Source organism: Kiloniella sp. (assembly GCF_048259265.1).
Lineage (GTDB): Bacteria > Pseudomonadota > Alphaproteobacteria > Kiloniellales > Kiloniellaceae > Kiloniella.
Map to the genome: position 1 here is coordinate 31,158 of NZ_JBLXHT010000002.1, position 19,945 is coordinate 51,102.

24 protein-coding genes are annotated in these 19,945 nt (G+C 43.6%); 9 read left to right on the forward strand and 15 right to left on the reverse strand.

Features of this window, described 5'->3' with window-relative positions:
* Nucleotides 1-56 precede the first annotated feature (56 nt).
* Nucleotides 57-932, forward strand: coding sequence for a MurR/RpiR family transcriptional regulator (locus tag ACN0QW_RS03360; protein ID WP_299371676.1), 876 nt, complete (start codon nt 57-59; stop codon nt 930-932).
* Nucleotides 933-995: 63 nt separating this feature from the next.
* Here ACN0QW_RS03360 and cysE read toward each other — a convergent pair whose 3' ends face one another.
* Nucleotides 996-1,802 carry a serine O-acetyltransferase gene (gene cysE / locus ACN0QW_RS03365; RefSeq protein WP_417428765.1) on the reverse strand — a complete coding sequence of 269 codons (807 nt, stop codon included), beginning with the start codon at nt 1,800-1,802 and terminating at the stop codon, nt 996-998.
* 215 nt (nt 1,803-2,017) lie between these two features.
* On the opposite strand from cysE, the gene ACN0QW_RS03370 reads away from it, so the two are divergent.
* Nucleotides 2,018-2,575: a GNAT family N-acetyltransferase gene (locus ACN0QW_RS03370; protein WP_417428767.1), complete on the forward strand. Its 558-nt coding sequence runs from the start codon at nt 2,018-2,020 to the stop codon at nt 2,573-2,575.
* Nucleotides 2,576-2,593: 18 nt separating this feature from the next.
* On the opposite strand, the gene tcyN is transcribed toward ACN0QW_RS03370, so the two are convergent.
* The 4 genes from tcyN to ACN0QW_RS03390 all read right to left on the reverse strand — a co-directional run bounded on the left by tcyN (nt 2,594) and on the right by ACN0QW_RS03390 (nt 6,043).
* A complete protein-coding gene (gene tcyN / locus ACN0QW_RS03375; RefSeq protein WP_417429649.1) occupies nt 2,594-3,343 on the reverse strand; it encodes an L-cystine ABC transporter ATP-binding protein TcyN in 750 nt (249 codons plus the stop codon).
* A 25-nt stretch (nt 3,344-3,368) separates the two neighbouring features.
* A complete protein-coding gene (gene tcyL, locus ACN0QW_RS03380; protein WP_417428769.1) occupies nt 3,369-4,034 on the reverse strand; it encodes a cystine ABC transporter permease in 666 nt (221 codons plus the stop codon).
* A 71-nt stretch (nt 4,035-4,105) separates the two neighbouring features.
* Nucleotides 4,106-4,912, reverse strand: coding sequence for a cystine ABC transporter substrate-binding protein (gene tcyJ / locus ACN0QW_RS03385; RefSeq protein ID WP_417428771.1), 807 nt, complete (start codon nt 4,910-4,912; stop codon nt 4,106-4,108).
* A gap of 165 nt (nt 4,913-5,077) precedes the next feature.
* Nucleotides 5,078-6,043 (reverse strand): LysR family transcriptional regulator, encoded by a 966-nt coding sequence (locus tag ACN0QW_RS03390; protein WP_417428773.1) that lies wholly within the window; start codon nt 6,041-6,043, stop codon nt 5,078-5,080.
* Between the two features lie 303 nt (nt 6,044-6,346).
* On the opposite strand from ACN0QW_RS03390, the gene ACN0QW_RS03395 reads away from it, so the two are divergent.
* Entirely contained in the window at nt 6,347-7,594 is a 1,248-nt protein-coding gene (locus tag ACN0QW_RS03395) for a threonine synthase (protein WP_417428775.1), read from the forward strand.
* A gap of 107 nt (nt 7,595-7,701) precedes the next feature.
* On the opposite strand, the gene ACN0QW_RS03400 is transcribed toward ACN0QW_RS03395, so the two are convergent.
* The 4 genes from ACN0QW_RS03400 to ACN0QW_RS03415 all read right to left on the reverse strand — a co-directional run bounded on the left by ACN0QW_RS03400 (nt 7,702) and on the right by ACN0QW_RS03415 (nt 10,192).
* Nucleotides 7,702-8,106 (reverse strand): arsenate reductase family protein, encoded by a 405-nt coding sequence (locus ACN0QW_RS03400; protein ID WP_417428777.1) that lies wholly within the window; start codon nt 8,104-8,106, stop codon nt 7,702-7,704.
* A 60-nt stretch (nt 8,107-8,166) separates the two neighbouring features.
* Nucleotides 8,167-9,213, reverse strand: a complete 1,047-nt coding sequence (arsB, locus tag ACN0QW_RS03405) for an ACR3 family arsenite efflux transporter (RefSeq protein ID WP_417428779.1) — start codon at nt 9,211-9,213, stop codon at nt 8,167-8,169.
* A 60-nt stretch (nt 9,214-9,273) separates the two neighbouring features.
* Nucleotides 9,274-9,570, reverse strand: a complete 297-nt coding sequence (locus ACN0QW_RS03410; protein WP_417428781.1) for an ArsR/SmtB family transcription factor — start codon at nt 9,568-9,570, stop codon at nt 9,274-9,276.
* A gap of 190 nt (nt 9,571-9,760) precedes the next feature.
* Complete coding sequence (locus ACN0QW_RS03415; RefSeq protein ID WP_417428783.1) at nt 9,761-10,192, reverse strand: GNAT family N-acetyltransferase; 432 nt, start codon at nt 10,190-10,192, stop codon at nt 9,761-9,763.
* 135 nt (nt 10,193-10,327) lie between these two features.
* On the opposite strand from ACN0QW_RS03415, the gene ACN0QW_RS03420 reads away from it, so the two are divergent.
* The gene (locus ACN0QW_RS03420) at nt 10,328-10,711 is read left to right on the forward strand and encodes a hypothetical protein (RefSeq protein ID WP_417428785.1); all 384 of its coding nucleotides are present in this window, start codon (nt 10,328-10,330) and stop codon (nt 10,709-10,711) included.
* A 95-nt stretch (nt 10,712-10,806) separates the two neighbouring features.
* A complete protein-coding gene (locus ACN0QW_RS03425; RefSeq protein WP_417428787.1) occupies nt 10,807-11,196 on the forward strand; it encodes a hypothetical protein in 390 nt (129 codons plus the stop codon).
* A 193-nt stretch (nt 11,197-11,389) separates the two neighbouring features.
* Here the strand turns inward: ACN0QW_RS03425 and ACN0QW_RS03430 are convergent, their stop codons facing one another.
* Entirely contained in the window at nt 11,390-12,277 is an 888-nt protein-coding gene (locus ACN0QW_RS03430) for a LysR family transcriptional regulator (protein WP_417428789.1), read from the reverse strand.
* Between the two features lie 242 nt (nt 12,278-12,519).
* Between ACN0QW_RS03430 and ACN0QW_RS03435 the strand changes: the two genes are divergently transcribed.
* From ACN0QW_RS03435 to ACN0QW_RS03450, 4 genes are all read left to right on the forward strand, one after another.
* Nucleotides 12,520-13,176: a DUF2306 domain-containing protein gene (locus tag ACN0QW_RS03435; RefSeq protein WP_417428791.1), complete on the forward strand. Its 657-nt coding sequence runs from the start codon at nt 12,520-12,522 to the stop codon at nt 13,174-13,176.
* A gap of 93 nt (nt 13,177-13,269) precedes the next feature.
* Entirely contained in the window at nt 13,270-13,626 is a 357-nt protein-coding gene (locus ACN0QW_RS03440; protein WP_417428793.1) for a hypothetical protein, read from the forward strand.
* 383 nt (nt 13,627-14,009) lie between these two features.
* The gene (locus ACN0QW_RS03445) at nt 14,010-14,519 is read left to right on the forward strand and encodes a GNAT family N-acetyltransferase (protein WP_299380012.1); all 510 of its coding nucleotides are present in this window, start codon (nt 14,010-14,012) and stop codon (nt 14,517-14,519) included.
* Between the two features lie 164 nt (nt 14,520-14,683).
* Nucleotides 14,684-15,676 (forward strand): rhodanese-related sulfurtransferase, encoded by a 993-nt coding sequence (locus ACN0QW_RS03450; RefSeq protein WP_417428795.1) that lies wholly within the window; start codon nt 14,684-14,686, stop codon nt 15,674-15,676.
* A gap of 67 nt (nt 15,677-15,743) precedes the next feature.
* Here the strand turns inward: ACN0QW_RS03450 and ACN0QW_RS03455 are convergent, their stop codons facing one another.
* The 5 genes from ACN0QW_RS03455 to ACN0QW_RS03475 all read right to left on the reverse strand — a co-directional run bounded on the left by ACN0QW_RS03455 (nt 15,744) and on the right by ACN0QW_RS03475 (nt 19,859).
* Nucleotides 15,744-16,817 (reverse strand): flavin monoamine oxidase family protein, encoded by a 1,074-nt coding sequence (locus ACN0QW_RS03455; protein ID WP_417428797.1) that lies wholly within the window; start codon nt 16,815-16,817, stop codon nt 15,744-15,746.
* Between the two features lie 137 nt (nt 16,818-16,954).
* On the reverse strand, nt 16,955-17,071 hold the full coding sequence (locus tag ACN0QW_RS03460) for an SDR family oxidoreductase (RefSeq protein WP_417428799.1): 117 nt from the start codon (nt 17,069-17,071) through the stop codon (nt 16,955-16,957).
* Complete coding sequence (locus tag ACN0QW_RS03465; protein ID WP_417428801.1) at nt 17,041-17,721, reverse strand: SDR family NAD(P)-dependent oxidoreductase; 681 nt, start codon at nt 17,719-17,721, stop codon at nt 17,041-17,043. The genes ACN0QW_RS03460 and ACN0QW_RS03465 overlap by 31 nt, the downstream gene beginning before the upstream one ends.
* A 156-nt stretch (nt 17,722-17,877) precedes the next feature.
* Nucleotides 17,878-18,771 carry an alpha/beta fold hydrolase gene (locus ACN0QW_RS03470; protein WP_417428803.1) on the reverse strand — a complete coding sequence of 298 codons (894 nt, stop codon included), beginning with the start codon at nt 18,769-18,771 and terminating at the stop codon, nt 17,878-17,880.
* A gap of 83 nt (nt 18,772-18,854) precedes the next feature.
* Entirely contained in the window at nt 18,855-19,859 is a 1,005-nt protein-coding gene (locus tag ACN0QW_RS03475; protein WP_417428805.1) for an alpha/beta hydrolase family protein, read from the reverse strand.
* Nucleotides 19,860-19,945: the final 86 nt, after the last annotated feature.

Sequence of the window (19,945 nt, forward strand, 5' to 3'; positions counted from 1 at the left end):
CCTATTGGTATGATTACAGGGTACTGATAAAGTTACGGATGGAATAGAAACCTAAGATGGGTACAAATCAGAATCTGACTGTTGCTGAACGAATTCGTAAGCAATTCGATAGCTTGACACGGGCAGAAAGACAGTTGGCAAATGCCATATTAGAAGATTATCCCGTTTCAGGTCTGGGTAGTATTACCGCCGTTTCTGAAAATTCAGGCGTTTCAACGCCAACGGTTGCCAGAATGGCAAGAAAGCTTGGATTTGGCGGATTTCCCCAGATGCAGGCGCAATTACATATCGAACTAAAAGCCACAATATCCAGCCCCATTGCCAAGCATGATCTGTGGTCTGAAAGCGCACCGGATACGCATATTCTTAACCGCTTTGCAGATGCTGTTACTGAGAATATGCGACAAACGTTAAAGCAGATTGACCCGAAAGAGTTTAATGCAGTTGTCGATTTACTTTCTGATCTGAACCGTGAAATTCATGTGGTTGGTGGGCGGATTACCCGCTCTATGGCAGATAACTTTTTCACTCATATGCAGGTAATGCGTTCGGGCGTAACGCTTGTTGCCCCAAATTCAAATACTTGGGCACATTATGTTTTAAACATGAACAAGGGGGATGTACTGGTCGCTTTTGATATCAGACGTTACGAGCACGACATTCTGCGGTTGGCTGAAGTTGCCAAAGCGCGTGGTGTGACGCTGGTGCTTTTTACCGATCAATGGGGGTCTCCGGCCGCAAAGTTGGCGACCTATAGTTTGAATTCACGTATCGAAGTGCCTTCTGCTTGGGATTCCCTCGTCGTCACACTTTTCCTAGTAGAAGCAGTTATCGCAGGTGTGCAGACCCAAACCTGGGATGAAACAAAGAGCAGGATGAAAACTCTTGAAGAGCTCTTTGATCAAACCAAGATGTTCAAGAAGTTTATCTGATTCCCTAAATTTTTATCTCACAAAAATCGAGCTACGACCGAATTTAAAGAACTGTATACAAGATCAATCAACTTTGGGTAGGCTTTGATCCATTTCACGCGCGGGCTGTGGGCAGCAACTACCAACAATTTTTGCAGGGACGCCGACAGCAGTACAATGCGCGGGGACATCTTCCAGCACCACTGACGTTGCACCGACTTTGGCGCATTCTCCGATTTCAATATTACCGAGAATTTTTGCCCCTGCGCAAATAAGCGCGCCTTGACGAATTTTAGGATGGCGGTCGCCTGTGCCTTTACCTGTGCCACCAAGCGTTACATTTTGCAGCAGAGAAACATTATCTTCCACGACGGTAGTTTCACCAATGACAACACCTGTGCCGTGGTCAATCATAATGCCTTTACCAATTTTGGCTGCGGGGTGGATATCCAGTCCGAAAACTTCAGAGATCCGGTTTTGCAAAAAGAGCGCGAGTGCCTGTCGGTTATTATTCCATAGCCAATGGCTTAGTCGATAACACTGCAGAGCGTGAAAACCTTTGAAGTAAAGTAAAGGTTCTAAATGGGATGTACAGGCGGGGTCTCTCTCAAAAACGGCTATGATGTCAGAGCGAATGGATTGCCCAATGCCTGGGTCTGCTGAAAAGGCATCTTCAAATACTTGCCCGAGAAGTCGCGCAGAAACGGCATTGTTCCCCAACTTTTCCGACAACATATAGCCAATGGCTGCTTCCAGACTGTTATGGTTGAGCATGGAAGATTGCAGGAAGCCAGCGAGAACAGGCTCTTTGACAAGCATTTCATTGGCTTCTTTTCGAATGTAAGACCAGATGAGATCAGTTGTCTTAGCTTGCTCTGCGACATAGGCCATTTTTGTTTCCTTTTCTTGGATAGCGTCTAACGCGTAAATATATCCAGAATGCGTAGTATATAACGATATAGGAAAATGGCGGGCGTTTTTAAATGAAAATTTGTGATAATGGCTATGAATAATATTTATTTTGATGCACTTTATGCAATATCGACATCGATCAATTCTTCAAATTTGCCGTCGTAAATCTACTGTTTTTAAAAGATATATACTTTATGTGCTCTTCTTTTCTCGATCTATTGCCACTTGAAACATCAAGGCTACGTATTCGTCAGTACCAGAGTACGGACTTGGAACCGACAAGAGCTATGAGCCAGGATCCTGAGCTGAGGAAGTGGATTCCTACTGGTGTTTACAGTGATAAAGAGCACGCAGAGTATGTTCGTGTTTCCGGGACTGCGGATGCCAAGGATTTTGTTGTCGAAGATAAGATGACTGATGTTGTCATTGGCGAAATGACTTTTCATCCTTGGTTTGTAGAGAAAACCTGGGAAATTGGTTGGCTTATATTGCCTGAATTTCAGGGGCGGGGGTATGCGAGTGAAGCTGCATCCTCGCTGCTTGATGTAGGATTTTCAGAGCTTGAAATTCATAGAATTGTGGCTACAGCTCAACCCCAAAATCCGGCTTCCTTTCGTGTGATGGAAAAAGTTGGCATGCGTAGGGAGGGGGAATTTTTACAGTGTATTCCACGGTCTGACGGCACATGGTGGGATGAAGTTCTCTACGCAATGCTTGCCAGTGAATACAAGGCTTTGGACCAAAGTCTCTAGATACTTTATACGTCTGAATTACTGTTTTTCGAGTATCTTTTTAAGGAACTTTTTGGTTCTTTCGCGTTTGGGTGCTGAAAAAAGCTCTTCTGCTGGAGCTTCTTCTACAATTTGTCCATCAGCCATGAAGATGACGCGGTCTGCTACATCGCGGGCAAAGGCCATTTCGTGGGTAACAATAATCATTGTTCGTTCTTCTGTCGCCAGTTCTTTTATGACGTTAAGAACTTCTCCCACCAACTCGGGATCGAGAGCTGACGTCGGTTCGTCGAAAAGGATAACATCTGGTTCCATGGCAAGCGCACGAGCAATGGCGACCCGCTGTTGTTGACCACCAGATAGCGCAGAAGGATAGGCGTCTTCCTTATTCGCGAGGCCAACTTTTTTTAGAAGTTTACGTGCTTTTTTAGCCGCAGAATCTGGTTCTTCACCCTTCACAATGATCGGGCCTTCGGTGATGTTTTCCAGAACGGTTCTGTGTGGAAAGAGATTAAAGTTCTGAAAGACAAAGCCAGCCGATTTCCTAAGGGCACGGATCGACTTTTTTTGTTTCTTTAGATCTTGGGATGAATCAACTGTTGTGCTCGAAATCCGGATGTTACCGCCATTTGGTGTTTCCAGAAAATTGAGGCATCGTAACAAGGTTGTCTTGCCTGACCCGCTGGGGCCAATAATTGCCAGAACTTCGCCTTTATGTACATTCAGATCTATGTCAGAGAGCACGTGATTGTTCTCAAAAGATTTTTTGAGATCTTTGACGGAAATCATCGTTTCTTTGCTTGTATTGTCCATCCTAGTTAGCCCTCAAATGGCGGTTTGATCGTTGTTCCATTTTGTTTTGCAGTCGGGACAGAATGATACAGAGGATCCAGTAGATTGCAGCCGCACTGAGATACATGGCAAACACTTCGTAGGTTCTCGCTGAAATGAGCTGTGCCTGACGGAACAGTTCTGGCACCTGAATAGTTGCAGCAATCGCAGTATCTTTTATGAGGCTGAGGAATGTGTTGCCAAGGGCAGGTAAAGCAACACGGATAGCTTGCGGCAAGATGGAGCGCCTCATGGCCTGTGCCGGGGTCATACCAATGGAATAGGCAGCTTCCCAGTGGCTTTTATCCACGGACTGTATTGCACCCCGTAAAATCTCACCAGTGTAACCACCAACATTCAGGCTAAGGCCAAGGAGAGCAGCAGGAATAGGGTCAAGTCTGATCCCAAACTCTGGCAGCCCGTAATAAATGAGGAAAAGTTGTACGATAAGCGGTGTTCCCCGGATAAAGGAAACAAAGAACATTGCTGGCCAACGTATTAACTTTGATGGCGAGAGATGCATAAAAGCGATGAGAAAACCCAAACTTAATCCAAGTATCATGGACCCGGCACTGAGACCAACGGTAAAGGCAGTTCCCTTCATTAAGAAGGGAACTGATTTCAGGATAAGGTCGATGATTACATCCATGAATTTACCATTGTTGTTTATTCAGGCCGGTTGACAGTTATGTCGAATTAAGTCTGGGTTAGCTTTTAAGGTTATTTGGTTGCGTCTAGCTTAAACCATTTCTGAGAAATTTTTGCGAGTGTACCATCTGCACGCAATTCATCTAATGCTTTATTTAGTTCATTAAGCAGATCGGCGTTCCCTTTGCGAAGCGCAATGCCCATGCGTTGTTTGTCAAAGGGCTCTCCGGCTGCAACAATTTTGCCGCCAGAATTTTCAAGAAGATAGGTTGCGGCCAAACGATCGTTTAGGAAAGCATCCAAACGACCAACAAGTAGATCCTGTAGTTTTGTAGCGTTGTCGTCATAGGTGGAAACATTTGCTTCCGGTACATTTTGGGTGAGCCATTCTTCGTAGTTGCTACCCAAACCTACACCAACGGCTTTACCTGAAAGATCAGCAAGGTTGTTAAAATCTGCTTTCTTGTCTTCGCGGGTGATCACCTGAATACCTGATACAGTATAAGGTTGTGTAAAGTCGTATTTCTTTTGGCGTTCTTCAGTGATTGTCACCTGATTGGTGATAATATCAAAACGTTTGGTTTCGAGACCTGCAAGCATACCATCCCATTTTGTTGGGACGAACTCTGCATTTACACCAATACGTTCTGCAACAGCTTTTGCCACATCAACTTCAAAGCCGACAAGTTCACCACTTTCATCTTGGTAGTTGAAGGGCGGATAAGTGGCTTCTAGGCCAATTAGGATTGTGCCGCGATCTTTGATTGTTGATAGCAAGTTCTCGTCACCTTCTGCATTGGCAGAAGTAAAGGAAAGGCCAAGTGCGGTCACAGCAAAAGTTGCAGCGGAGAGAATTTTCTTAATATTTATATAGCTCATGATGGTTCGCTTTTTTGACTTATAGGGTTCGGTTGGTGTTGATATGTACTATTCGAATGTGTGTTTCAAGTTATTTAACGCTTCAAAATGTGAATAGCAGGTATTCACTATATTTTAGTGTGAATATGAAAAAATACAGTTTTCAGTTCTCTGTGCGAAGCAGTGCTAACCGTAAAACATTATGTCTTCGATAGTATCTGGAAGAGCGGCCGTTAAGAGAGATTTTGTCGTATGATGCAGGTGCATAATAGCTTTTTTTGCCAATTGTGAGGGGAGGTCTCCAAGTTCGTGCTCTCTGGCGACTAATGAAATTGTGCGGTGAAGCGGTGTAAAGGGAAGGGGGGAAATAGACACTCCCAGAAGAAAATGGCGACTTTCAAGTAATCCAGTGGGGGTTGTTATTGTCCATCCTGCACCTGCTGCGATCATTGGCATGATGGAACGGGTTGTGTCCAGTTCGTAGCGGTAGGGTGGTCTTATTTTTAGTCTTCTTAGGTGCTGTTCTATTAATCTACTGACGGGTAGCGTTGGGGTGAAGCGAATAAAAGGCAATCCTGATGCCTGTATTTCGTTTTTTATGAATTTAACAGGTTTGTTTTGGGGGGTAACCAGAACAAAGGGCTCTTTATAAAGTGGATAACGCTCCATCTTGTCAATATCATCCATTGGGTCCATTGTGATGATGATATCTGTTTTTCGATTAATGAGGGCTTCCCTGTGATCATCGGTTTGACCGCTGGTGATTGTAACGCTTCCTTTCGGATAGAGTTCTCCGACGCATTGAGTTAATTCAGGGATTAAAGTATCTGCAAGTGTGTCGATAACAGAAATTCTGACTTTCTTAAGAGGGGCAGTATCAAGGTTATGCAAGGTACCCCACATATCAGTGACAGTTTCGAGTACCTTCTGTGCATGCTGATAATATACATGACCAGCGGGCGTAAGTGTTATCGGGCGAATTGATCTGTCAAACAGGATTGTCGAGAATAAATTCTCTTGCTGGGTGATGTGCTGGGAAATTGAGGACTGAGTCATGCCAAGGTGCCGTGAAGCTTTTGACATGCTTTCTTTTTCAACCACAGTTACAAATATTTCCAGGGCTCGTAAATTTAGTCCTTTGGTAATTTCCATCTTTATTGAACCCTTATTGCGTTGCCATTGCATGTTAAATCTTCATAGAGATAAGTTCAAAATTATTAAAGATAAAATGAGCCTGTCTTTATGTTTGAATGAGAGTTGAAGTTTGTTAAAGTATTGTTTTTTTTAAATTAACTTGAAATTTTTTTAGTGAGAGATTTTCTTTTAAGTAAAAATGAATTTGTCCATTAATTTTATTTACAAGCTTGGAAAGAGTTAGGCTTTCTCGTCACACCTTGGCATGATTGATGTAGATAAATACAATTTTGATTCGTTAAATGGATGTCAGGAAAAACGATGCAGCAAAAATCTTCATTTGATCCCGCAATTATGAATGATTTTCCAAATTTTGTGACGCACCTTGAGTGTTCTTACACGGGGGAGAAGCTTGAGGCTGGTCAGTTGCATGGTCTTTCTCCTGTGGGAAAACCTATTCTGGTCCGTTATGATCTCAAAGCTTTGGGTAAAGCGCTTTCAAAAAAGGATTTAGCACAAAGACCAGGTGGATTTTGGCGTTATCGGGAATTCCTTCCTGTGCGGCAGGCTCAAAACGTTGTTAGTCTTGGCGAAGTTATGACTCCCTTACTTTCTTTGCCCAGTTTGGCGGGTAAGGGTGGGGAGCTCATTGTAAAGGATGAAGGGCGTCTTCCGACTGGCTCTTTCAAAGCTCGGGGATTGGCTCTGGCCGTTTCAATGGCAAAGGAGCTTGGTGTTAACCGTCTTGCTATGCCCACAAATGGTAACGCGGGGGCGGCGATGGCGGCCTATGCAACACGGGCGGGAATGGAAACAACTATTTTTTGTCCCGATGATACCCCGGAAGTTAATGTGTCTGAGATCGAATTTCAGGGCGGCAAGGTCTATCGCGTTAATGGGTTGATCAATGATTGCGGAAAGATCGTTGGGGAGGGAAAAGAGCCGACCGGATGGTTTGACTGTTCAACCTTGAAAGAGCCGTATCGTATCGAAGGCAAAAAAACGATGGGGCTAGAGCTTGCTGAGCAACTCGGTTGGGATGTTCCAGATGTTATCTTTTATCCGACCGGTGGCGGTACTGGACTGATTGGTATGTGGAAAGCTTTTGAAGAGTTGGAAGCTATTGGCTGGATTGGAGCTAAGCGTCCCAAAATGGTGGCCGTGCAATCCACGGGGTGTGCGCCTATTGTCAAAGCCTATGAAGACGGTAAAGAACACGCGCCTTTGTGGGAAAATGCCTATACCCATGCATCTGGTATTCGTGTGCCTGTCGCTGTTGGGGATTTCCTTATTTTAAGGGCTGTACGTGAAAGTGGTGGTTTTGCAATTGCTGTTACAGACGAGGCAATTACACAATCCCAAGCAGAGGTTGCTCACAAAGAAGGCGTTTTGCTTTGTCCGGAAGGGGCCGCGACTTATGCGGCGTATAAGCAATCTTTGGCAAATGGTCAGATTAAAGAAACAGATCGCGCTGTCCTGTATAACTGTGCAACCGGGTTGAAATATCCTATGCCGCCTATTACGCGGACACTTGATAAGAACCAACCCATTGATTATTCAAAAATATAGTAATTTATTTTGAGAAAAATACTAATACTGACGTGCTTTTCGACTTTGTCGTTGGTGCACTTGGTTCCGCTGAGAGTTTAATAATCAAATCTCAGGCATTGCGATTGTTAGGGGGCGATGACTATCTCACCATCTTCTTTCTCGTAAGTTGAACCAGAAGGTGCGTTTATCAGTGAAAACACAGTTTCTGATGGCCTGCATAGTAAGATGCCTTTATCTGTGCATACTATCGGACGATTTACTAAAATAGGATATCGCAGCATTGCTTCGAATATGGTGTCATCAGAAACTATTGGATTAAGTAGTCCTAGCTCTTTTGCGGGGGATTTTGTTGTACGCAGTGCTTGTCGTGGCGTAAGGTTAGATTTGTTGAATAAACCTTTTAACGGTTCACTATTCCAGCCTGTCTTTAGGTATTCTATGACCTGTGGCTCGCCGTGAAATCGTCTTAGTATATTCAGAACATTCCGTGATGTTCCGCATTCTGGGTTATGATAAATAATGATTTTCATTACCTTGATCTCATTAACCTGTAGATCTTGTTAACTGATTTCAGTACGAGTTATTTTTGTTTATTTTCTGGGGAAATAGGCTTGGGTTTTATTGGCAAGGGCAACTAAAGATAACATAACCGGGACTTCTACGAGTACACCGACAACGGTTGTCAGGGCTGCTCCTGAATTGAGCCCGAATAAGCCAATGGCAACAGCTACGGCAAGTTCAAAAAAGTTTGATGTTCCGATAAGGGCGCAGGGGGCTGCGATCCGAAAGGGAACTTTCATAAACCAGGCCGCAAAATAGGCGATTACGAAAATGCCGTATGACTGGAGCAATAGAGGTATGGCTATAATAATTATTAGAGTTGGGTTTGCTAATATTACATTGCCCTGAAAGCCAAAAAGAAGAACGACAGTGGCTAAAAGACCTAATATTGAAAAGGGCTTTAGTGTTGCGGTGAAATTTGAAACCGCTTCGTCCGTTTTATTTGCGTTGAGCAGAATTTTTCGGGTTATAATTCCTGCCGTCAAGGGGACGATGACATACAAAATAACGCTGAGGATTAAAGTGCCCCATGGAACGGGGATATCTGTTACCCCTAAAAGTAAGGCGACTATGGGGGCATAAGCAAAGATCATGACCAGATCATTTATACTGACCTGTACTAATGTATAGTTCGCGTCACCTCGGGTGAGATGCGACCAAACAAAGACCATTGCAGTGCACGGGGCTGCACCCAATAATATTAACCCGGCGACATATGAATCTGCATCTGGTGCTGCGATTAGGTCTATAAACAGGAATTTAAAAAAGAAAACGCCAAGAGCCGCCATTGTGAAGGGTTTTATCAACCAGTTTACAACCAAAGTAATGAAAAGGCCTTTGGGTTGCTTTGCGACATACCGGATACTGCCAAAATCTACTGATACCATCATTGGATAGACCATGGCCCATATCAATGCCGCAATGACAAAGTTAACATGCGCATATTCGAATGAGGTCAGAAGGTTGAAGATCTCAGGCCAAGTTTGGCCGAGAACAATGCCGAGTATTATTGACAAAGTAACCCATAGGGAAAGCCATTTTTCGAAAATTCCGATACCGTTATTCTCTGTTGACATTTTATACCTATTTTCTCACTTTGTGGACTGTGTGTGGTTCAGTGAAGGTGTCGAGCCCGTTTAGTTATCACAGGCAACTTTATCGATAACAGATTGGCAAAGTTCAGGATTGCCTCCGCAACAATCCTCCATCAGGAAGGTGAGAAGATTTTTTATTGCTTCAAAGTCGACAAAGTATCTTATCGTGCGTCCTTGCCGTTCTTTACGTAGTAATTGCGAGCTTACTAAGATCGATAAATTTGTTGATGCAGTATTCGGGCGGATATCAAGCGCTTGACTGATCTCACCAGCCAACAGACCGCTATCCCCAGCCTTGATGAGTATGCGAACCATATCAAGCCTTACAGGTTGGCTCATTGCGGAGAAGATCATGAGTGCATTCGATGTTTCCATATTTCAAGAATAATAGAAATATTAAATGCAAGCAAGTTTTTAATGTTAAAATTTGTCACTTTAAAAAATGGATATCTAAACGTTTGGAGAATTTTGTTATTTTCAAGGTTTGTTAATTTATCAATAAAGTAGTACGTACTGTCTGGCTGTGCGATCAGGCATTTGTGCTGTTGGAGGATGTGTAGGAATAGAGATTAACGTCTTCTCTTAATATCCAGCCTTTTGATTGCCAGAAGTCATTGGCAATTCCATTGTCTTTGAAGACAAAAATATGTGTTTTATCGATGCCAATTTCTGAGAGTCTAGAGAGACATTCCTTGAAAAGCTTCTGACCTAATCCTAATTTTCTGTAATTTGGCTTTACAACGAGGTGTTGTAGATATCCTCTACGACCATCGTGGCCACACATGACGCAAGCAATAATAATTTCTTTATCTTCAATTACAAAATTAAGTTCGGGATTTCGCTCCAGATAACGTTCTGTTGCGGGGTACGAATCAGCATCCCGTAACGTAACACCAGGCGTTTCCTTAAAAAGTTCTATTAGTGCAGAGTGGTCTGACGGTAACATCTGGCGTAAATTCATTGAAAAAATCTTTGTTAAAGTTCTTAAAAGATTCCAAAGCTTTGCATCTTGTTAACGATATTAGAATAAACAGTTTCTGTCGTTTTTCCTATCTTTTGTTTATTGAGTAATGGTTGTGTGCGTAAGGGGGGTAGATTGGGGGAAATATCAAAATCGGTAGCGGTCCTTTTTGTCCTTGCACTTCTTTTGGGGTGTAAAGAGAATGGCGATGCCTTCGAAATGAAAATGATGAGTTTAAGTAGAACAAACATAGGGGTGAAAAATCTGGACACCCGAAAGCTTGAAGGGTGTGTTGTTCTATTAAACGGTGCAAATGGGTTTTGGCATGAGCCAGAAAGATCAGAATTTAATAAAGGGGAGAGCCGCACCTTTTCTCTCGCTCGGTTCTATAGTGTTGGTAAGCGCCAATTTGACTATAGAGTAGATAAAATTTCCCAGGTTTCTGTCAGTTGTAAGAAACCACTTGGGTCTGCGTTGGTTTTTGAAACAAACCAAGGGTCTTTAGGTTTTCTGAAATGAGTTTAAGAAAATACAATCGTTTGATCGTTAGTTAATCGAAGATTAGCTTTGTCTTCTTACACTGAGAGTACTTTGTATGCTTTGGGTGTCGAAGAATGAAGATGTGTCTGTTCCGATTGTTCTGTATGGCCTTCTTACCCTGTTTACTCCTTGTGGGGTGCGAAGACATGACGGGTGATTTCGATATGGAGCTTGTGTCTCTTAGCCGAACAAGTGTTGTTATCAAAAGCACGAACAGTGAACCACTTTCTGATTGTGTGGTTCTTATTAACGGGGTAAGTGGGTTTTGGTACGAACCTGAACGCGTCGCTTTTCAAAAAGGGCAACGCCGGACTTTTATTCTTTCTCGTTTCTTCACTTCAACAAAACGTCAATTTAATGATCAGGTTGATAGCATCTCGCAGATATCCGTCAATTGTACGCAACCTACCGGCACTGCTGTTGTTTTTGAAAAAAATCAAAGCTTCGGAGGGTTCCTTAATTAGGCGTAACGAACTGTAATCATCCGAGCTTAAAATTGCACTTATCGGCTTTTTGAAACCAGATTAATTGCAACTAACCTGCAATCATTATTTTCAGACCACTTTAAGTATGAATATACAATGGGTCATGATATCAGCACGCTTCGTGCCATGAACGGTCTAGGCATGCAGCCCATTGAAGCTGCCTGTTTGTAGCTCAGGCAGCCAATTCTCCTGAAAGAATATCGAAGATTGCACGAATCCGTGCATTGGTTTTGAGCTCGCGATGCGAAACAAGCCAGACTGGGACATCGACCGAGATTTCATTTGGTAGAACGACCTCGACTTCGGAGGTGATATCCCCAAGGTCTTTGAACATCACGGCAAGTCCGACCCCACGCTTGACCAACTCCCACATAGCGACACCGCTGTTTGCAATGACGCTGAATTGCTCAGGGTTTAGGGGAACGTCCATCGTTGTTAGCATTTGAAGAGCACGTCCAGAAGTGTCGCCTATAAAGGTTGTGCTCTCGCTGAAATCTTTGATCGTCGCAGGGCGGCCAAGCCAGTCAAGATAAGAGGTCGCGCCATAGAGTTTTCCTTGCGTTGTTCGTAACCGCTTTGCATACAAATCGGGATGTCTGGGTTCGACGTTGCGGATCGCGATATCAGCATCGCGTCGACGTAAGTCTTGCACTTCGTTGGATGAGACGACTTCGATCTGAACTTCGGGATAAGTCAATCGAATACTCTCTATGATTGGAGGAAGGATATAGGTACAGAATACATCGCTTGCGGTAACACTTACAGGTCCAGCGATTGTTTTATCTTGCCCTAACGCTGAAAGACTGAGTTGGTCCGCCGCGTCCTTCATGGCTTTTACATGCTGAATCATCGCATGCCCGTTGTCAGTCAGTACCAAGGATTTTCCAACTCGATCAAAGAGTAAGAGGCCGAGGTCGCTCTCTAACGCAGCAACATGTCGTCCAACTGTGGGTTGGGACAAACCTAAGCGGGTCGCCGCGCCGGAGAATGAGCCCGTTTCAACCGTCGCTAAAAACGCTTGCGCTTGAGACCAATCGAATGCGGAAGTTCTATTCTTCATTCATATTTGTATATCATAAGTGCAAAATTTGCCAATTCCTAAATCGATTATGAATATATATAAGGTGCACACATCATTCTAAAAAAGGATATGGACATGAGAGGTCAAACAGAAATTTGGAGCCGAATAGCTGAGAAGAAGCCATTGTTGGCTAGCACGGTAGCCGTTCAATTCCGGAGTATCTGTATTAGCCCTTTTGGCATTCTCCGGACTCAAATCCAAAGTAGGGAAATATGAGAAACGTGCTAACCATACGCGAATGGGCAATATTAATTTTCATTGTTGTCTACACGTTTATTCCTACTTTTGGGGGGATGATCAGGATTCTTGAGCTTGCCGGTGGCCCGGCCCTGATACCTAAAAACCCACGCGCCTTGGCTAATCCGATACCAGTTATTTCTCATGTCATGGGGAGTTTTGTATTCTGCGTCGCAGGCGCGATCCAGTTTTTGCCAAGTATTAGACGACATCATCCGTCGACACATCGTGCGATGGGTCGCATCTTGGTCATTGCCGGATGTGTATCTGCGATCTCTGGATTGTGGATGACCTGTTTTTTCTCTTTCCCTAGCGCCCTGCAAGGAAGCCTCTTATTCTCTGTCCGGATCATCGTGGGTTTCTTTATGATTGGATTGATTGGGTGGGCGGTCTTGGCTATTAGAGCGCGCAACTTTTGTAAACACGGGGCTTTAATGCTTAGAGCTTATGCCATTGGTCAGGGTGCCTCGACGCAAGCTTTATTTGGAATAGGATGGATTGTCATCTTGGGTACTGAACCCGCAGGTTTGCAGAGAGATGTCTTTATGATGCTTTGCTGGCTTCTAAATATGCTAGTTGCAGAAATTATAATTTTACGATTAATCACGAACATGCGTTCTTCACCCCCGGTGCCTATTTAATCAGGAAAAACAATCGAGCGAATTATCGTCGAATGAGTTTTGAATTTGGTAATGGCTTTTCAAGTTTGTCATCGTATCAATGAGGAATACGTTATGATCAGGAAAATTGCAGTTGCACTGCCACTCTTTATCGTGACCGGGTGTGGTTTGGGACATGCTCTTCAAGAGGCCGATACTGGAAATGAAAAATACCGAACCTGCATTCTCCATCAGGTAGAGAATTATACGGCGAGTTACAGTTTTAGTGACCTGACCGTTGGGAGGGCGACTAAGTATGTTATTTCCGCATGCAGACGACAGGAAGAAGCTTATGTTGTGGCGATGACCGAACTGGCGATGACAATAACAGGGAATATAGTTTCCCAAGAGAAATTCTTGGAAGATAAAGAAGCTATGTTACGCAGTGATTTAAGAGAACTAGCGACCAGTCTAGTTGAACGAGAACTTTAGCGGCCCATGATCGGTTTGGGGTGTTTACGGTAGTTTAGGAAATAAATCAAACACTATGTAAGGTAGCTTGATGCGCAATCTTTTGTATTATTAAGGTTGTCAATGGGAGCGTCGTTTTTTTGATGCTCTAGAAACTTGGACATTAAAACAGAATATTTAGGGTTTTGTGTCCAGTAATAGTGTCCAGGTATCTGAATCAAAAATAGGTTAGTGTTTACGAGTTTATTGACGGCCCAACTTATATTCGCAAATAAAGTGGGCTGAAAATGATGATTGCAGGTTAGTTGCAATGAATCTGGTTCCATCGCAGTTAATTCGGTTTGGCACCCTGCCTATAGATGCAATTTATGTGGTTTCAAATTAATGGAGTAGTTCAGACTGTAATGTGTAGAAAATCTAAAGATCAGCGAGTTAATCAACTCGAGGATCAAATTAACTTTGGGCAATTACGTGATATTCCAGAAGATGAGATTATGTCTCATATGTCCGATCCCCGTGTTGCAGAGCATATGCCCTTACTCACATTCACGTGGGATAAGCAGGCTCTTATTAAATTCATTGAGGCCAAAGAAGAGTGCTGGGGGCGGGATGGACTTGGTCATTGGGCAATATTTCATAAAGGCGCCTATGTTGGTTGGGGCGGATTTCAAAAAGAAGGCAGCGAATGGGATTTTGGGTTGGTTTTAAAACCTGAATGTTTTGGGCTTGGACAAAGAATAACGAGAAAAGCACTCGCGTTTGCAAAAGCAGACAGTCGTATTCCCTTCGTGACGTTTTTACTGCCATTATCTCGAACAAAAACGGCTGCTCTTAGGAGACTTGGTGCAGAATTCATTGAAGAGATTGAATTGGAGGGCGCTGTTTTTAAGAAATATAAGCTCGACACAATCTGATCGGAATGTACCCCAGCGTGCTTTACCAAAAGAGGGGACTGGCAAAGGGATATCGCAACTCTGCCATGATGTCGCATGTTCTTGATGTTTTTATACGCCTTTGATATATAGCCGCCACATATTGTAGCTCTGGTTTTACGTTCCAGCCCGCACAAGGAAAGAGAATGTCAAAGATTGTTGTTTCGGCACTGTATCACTTTGCCGTTTTGGAAGACTTTGAGAGTCTTCGTGAACCACTTCATCATTTTATGGTGCAACACGATGTCAAAGGGACATTGTTACTTGCACGCGAAGGTATTAATGGCACTGTCGCATCATCCCAAGAGGGAATTGACGCGCTTCACTCTTATATTCGCGCTGATGAGCGATTAAAGAATGTCGTGACCAAGGAGTCCTATCACGATGAAATGCCGTTCCATCGCACCAAGGTAAAGCTCAAAAAAGAGATTGTTACCATGGGGGTTGAGGGCATTGATCCGAACCAGATCGTTGGCACCTATGTCAAACCGCAGGATTGGAACGCATTGATTTCAGATCCTGATGTGGTTTTGGTTGATACCCGCAATGATTATGAAGTTGGTATAGGGACTTTTAAAAATGCCATTGATCCCAATACTGCAACCTTCAGAGAGTTCCCGGCCTATGTTGCGGAAAACCTTGAAGACGCAAAGGACAAAAAAGTTGCCATGTTTTGTACGGGAGGTATTCGTTGCGAAAAATCAACGGCCTACTTGAAAGAGCAGGGCTTTAAAGATGTTTATCATCTTGAAGGCGGGATTCTGAAGTATCTGGAAGAAGTACCAGAAGAGGAGTCTTTGTGGGAAGGTGAGTGCTTTGTCTTTGATAGTCGTGTTGCTGTGAAGCACAACTTGGAAAAGGGTGTATATGATCAGTGTTTTGCCTGTCGCATGCCAATTACGGAAGAAGACAAGCAAAGTGAACATTATCGCAAAGGTGTTTCTTGTCACCATTGCTACGAGAGCTTGACTGACGAGCAGTTAAAACGTTTTGAAGAGCGTGAGAAGCAAATCGAACTCTCTGAAAAGCGCGGGATTGATCATATCGGGGGCGAGGTTGCCTCCCTTATAGAAAAACGCCGCGAAGAAAAGCAATTGGTCAGAGAGCAAAAGAAGAAAATCACAGAAGCTCAAAAGTGATCTTATCATCGTATCTGTAATGGGTTTTAGGTGTTTAGGCGGGATGCAGGTCATCTCGCCTAAGTTGTTATTTATTAAGCCATTTAGTAGAAATTTTATCCATGGTCTCTTTGGCTGAAATCAATGCACCTTCGAGATACCCGCCTTCAGAAGAGGCAAGCTCACTTCCGATAAATTCTATCTGTCCCTGCCAAATATTCTGCATGCTTTCTGGATGTCTGTATTGAGGATGAGACTGGAGTGGTTCGATGTCTTCTATTGTTGCTGTAAATGGGTCTTGGGCCCAATCCTTGATCGTAATTTCAAGAGGTGTCGGCGCTTCGGGACCAAATAGGCGCTGGATTTGTTCCTCTATCTGGTGTTTTAAATGTGCCGTGCCCAAATTTTTCCTTTGTGCTCCAGATCCACCAAGAAAGCCAAAAAGCGCGTAGTTGTGATCAGGTGAGGAAGCATCGTGGATTTCCATCATGGGACCAATGCGGCTAAAGGCCTGACCCGAGAGATTATGCTCTCTCCAAAATGGGCGCTGGAAACGAATGAGGGCTTTGGCGTTCCCTGCCATCCATGTTGGAATGGCACGCATGTCATTGCGAATACGATCACTTAAGTCTGGTGAAAACCGTATCTTATCTTCAATAAGACGGGGCGGGAGTGCAAAAACAAGGTTGTCACATGTAAAGCTGATGTCGTTGCCGTTATTCTGTGCGTCTATTTTTACGTCGTTATCTTGATTCTTGACGGAAGTTACCTTGTGATTCAGGAGAATAGTAGAAGAGGGAACCTGTGCCTGTAGTTTATCTATTAAACTAGATATTCCACCCTGAATTCGATATGAAGTCATTTGATACTGGTTTCCGGGAAGGCGTTCCGAAAATACATTGGGATCTTCGTAGAGTATGTCGCCAGTATTTTGTTGTTCGAATATCTGACAATCCAGTTCTTGAGACAGCTTTATCATTTGCTGTTGACCAGGCCAGAACCAGGTCGGTCCTAGATCGTGCGCGTCGGAAGTTTTTATGCGCCCTCCCAAACGGTTACGTGCCTCAAGAAGCAAAAAATCTTTCCCAACTTTTGCTAGGCGATAGGCAAGGTATAACCCGCTTAAACCTCCGCCAATGATTATAAGGGGAGTTTTATTCATGAGCAGCTTTCGGTTTTGAATTTTTTATAATCAAGAATGTATGCCGATTGCAAAGTATAGATTAGATGTGAGAAACAGGCTTTAGGTGCCATTTGAAGAATTAATCAAAACCTGTTCCTGCACAACTGTTCCCTAGGTTAATTACGGCCAGCCATTACACCACCGTCAGTATCCCAGATGGCACCTGTAACCCATGATGCTGCATCCGAGAGCAAGAAGCTTATTATTTCCGCAATGTCGTTTGGCCTGCCCACGCGGCCAATTGGGTGGAAATTGTTGAAACCACCGGTGAGTGTGTCTTCAATTTGATCTGGCTCGATAAAAGATTCAAAATCGGGGTCACAACAACAGCTGGTGAAACAGCATTTACCCGGATGTTGAATTCGGCAAGCTCCATGGCCAGATGCTGTGTTAATGAATGTAAGCCAGCTTTTGCCATAGAGTAAGCGGACGAGGGAGTGGCTTTTATAGCTTGCTTTGCCCACATTGATCCGATGTTTACAATTGCGCCCCCTTTATGTTTTTTCATATTATTTGTAACTGCTTGTGTTATGAAAAACAGGCTTTTGTTTAACTCATGATAGCTATCAAAATCGCTATGTCCATGATCTAGAAAAGCTACGGGTTTGAAGGTTCCTGCGGCATTGACGAGCTGTGATATATAGCGCTTTTCAGCTTTGATTGTAGAAATGAATCGTTCAACTTGCCCCGAGTTTTGAAGATCAACGGCATGTATGTCGATCTGCTCTGATCCATTTTGCTGTAATTCAGATTTGACTGTTTCAAGTTTTGTAGGGTCTCGACCAACAAGAACCAAGTTCTGCCCTTTGTTTCTTAAAGCTTGCGCAACCGCTTTGCCCATACCACTTGAACCGCCAATAATTATTGCCACAGTATCAGTCATTTATTTATCCAATCTATCTGTAGGTAGATAATGTGTTTTTATTAAATGGGAATGTTAAAAGATTTGTCAATTTAATTATCTACCAATAGATAGATTTGGTGGGATTTTAAAAGAATCCCGTTCTTAATTATTGCAATTTAAGGGCGTGGGGAATGGTTACTCAAAAAAAGGAATAAGGTGTTCTGTAACTGCTCGGGGGTTTTCTTCTTGGGCAAAATGCCCGCAATCAATAGCATGACCTTGGACATTTTCAGCCCAGCTTTGCCACAAACCAAGCGGATTTCCTGTTTTGGCAGGAAATCCCTTATGTGCCCAAAGAAAGAAGAGAGGGGCTTTTATTTTGTCACCATTTTTTCTGCTCTCTTCGTCGTGCTGCCGGTCAAGGGTAGCCCCTGCGCGGTAATCCTCACAGAGGGCGTGCAGGTGATTGGGATCTTTAAATTGTTCCCTATAGCTCTCAAGGGCTTCCGGGGTGAACACATTGAGTGAATTTTCCTGGGTCCAACTTTTAAGTGTCCACTCGAGATAGGTGATAGGATCTGCTTTTATCATGTTTTCTGGTAGCGGTGCAGGTTGCGCTAGGAAAGTCCAATGATAAGCCTTAAGTGCCATCTCAGCATTGAATCGCCCCCACATCTCGACAGTAGGAACGACTTCAATGATAGCCATTTTTTCTATTTTTTCAGGATGATCCAACGCCATACGATAGGAAACTCTTGCTCCTCTGTCGTGACCAATGGCTGAAAAGCGTTTATGACCAAAATGGTTCATAAGCTCGATCATGTCTTGAGCCATGGTACGTTTGGAATAGGGGCTGTGCTCACTATCCGTTACGGGAATGCTACTTTCCCCATAGCCGCGCAGATCGGGAATAATACACTGAAATTTTTGTGCAAAGACCGGGGCGACTTTCCCCCAGGTCGCATGGGTTTGCGGATAGCCGTGGAGGAAGAGCAAAGGCTTACCTGTGCCCGCAGTGTGAACACTTAACGTCACTCCATTTACTTGTACAAAGGACTGGGTGAACCCGGATAAGGTTTTGGACTGCATTTGCTCTTACTCTTATTTTTAATTCGTCTTGAATGGTTGGTCGTATAGATAAGAGGCATTTTTTGTAAAATGCAATGACACCTTTATCTTGCGGGCAGGTTTTTGTTGAAAAATTTGATCACTTTTTCATTAAACTTTTCTTGAAACTCTTTTCTATTAAAGGTGGGAGCATCGACACATACCATATTCCAAACTCTTGGGTTATGTTTTTCCATTAAAGGATTACAGGGGGAGAGAAATGCAAAGTGCCCGGCATCTTCAACGAGATGATACTCTGCCGCTTTGGGAAGAGATTTGAAGATTACATCGGAATTGGTTTTTGTTGGAACATTCAAATCTTTTGTTCCCGACCAAAGTTGAAGAGGCAGAGTGACTTTTTCTAGTGAAGATTTATCAAAGGAAAAACCAAACCCCGGGGCGACGACAACAGCAGCAGATATTCTTGGATCGTGGTTCCAGTCTTTTGTTGGTCGTTTTGAGAGGTCAGTAATGGCGACATTGTTATTCGTTCCTAGGTTACAGGCAACCTCTGACGGATAATTTTTGCAATGAGTAAGAAGTTTTTGAATGTTTGGCACCCCACCGCTAGAAACAAGTGCTGTGTAACCTCCTGCTGAAAACCCGAAAATACCAATTCTGGACGGATCAATAGCTGTCTTGTCTGTCCATTTACCGAGTAAGTGATCAATTGTAAGTTTTATGTGGCGCGGGCGATCCAGCATCCAACGTTGCGGGGGATAGCTCTCATCTTCATAATTATTTCCAGTATGGGTTGGCGCTGCTGCAATATAACCTGCTTCAGCAAGAGACTTCGCCGTGCTGGCGTGCCCCCCCATCCATCCGCCATAACCGTGTGAGAGCAGGATTAACGGATGGGGGCCTTTTTTTATCGTTCCATTAAGGGCAAGAGCCTGACGAAAGGGGGTGTTGGCTTTATCTGGGGCTGCGCTATTACTTGGATACCAGATACCAACTTCGATGGTTTTATCGTCGGGGTCGGTGACGAATATTAGCTGGAAACCTGTGGCGAGAGCGTATTGCGTGTTTAACGCGAATATAACACTTGTCAGAAAAAACAGGGCTTTCAATGTTTCATACCTTTAATCAATTTGATGAAGTGGGGATAGGGCTACCCTTTGTCTTTGACTGTGTATCTTAAAGATTAAGACCTGAA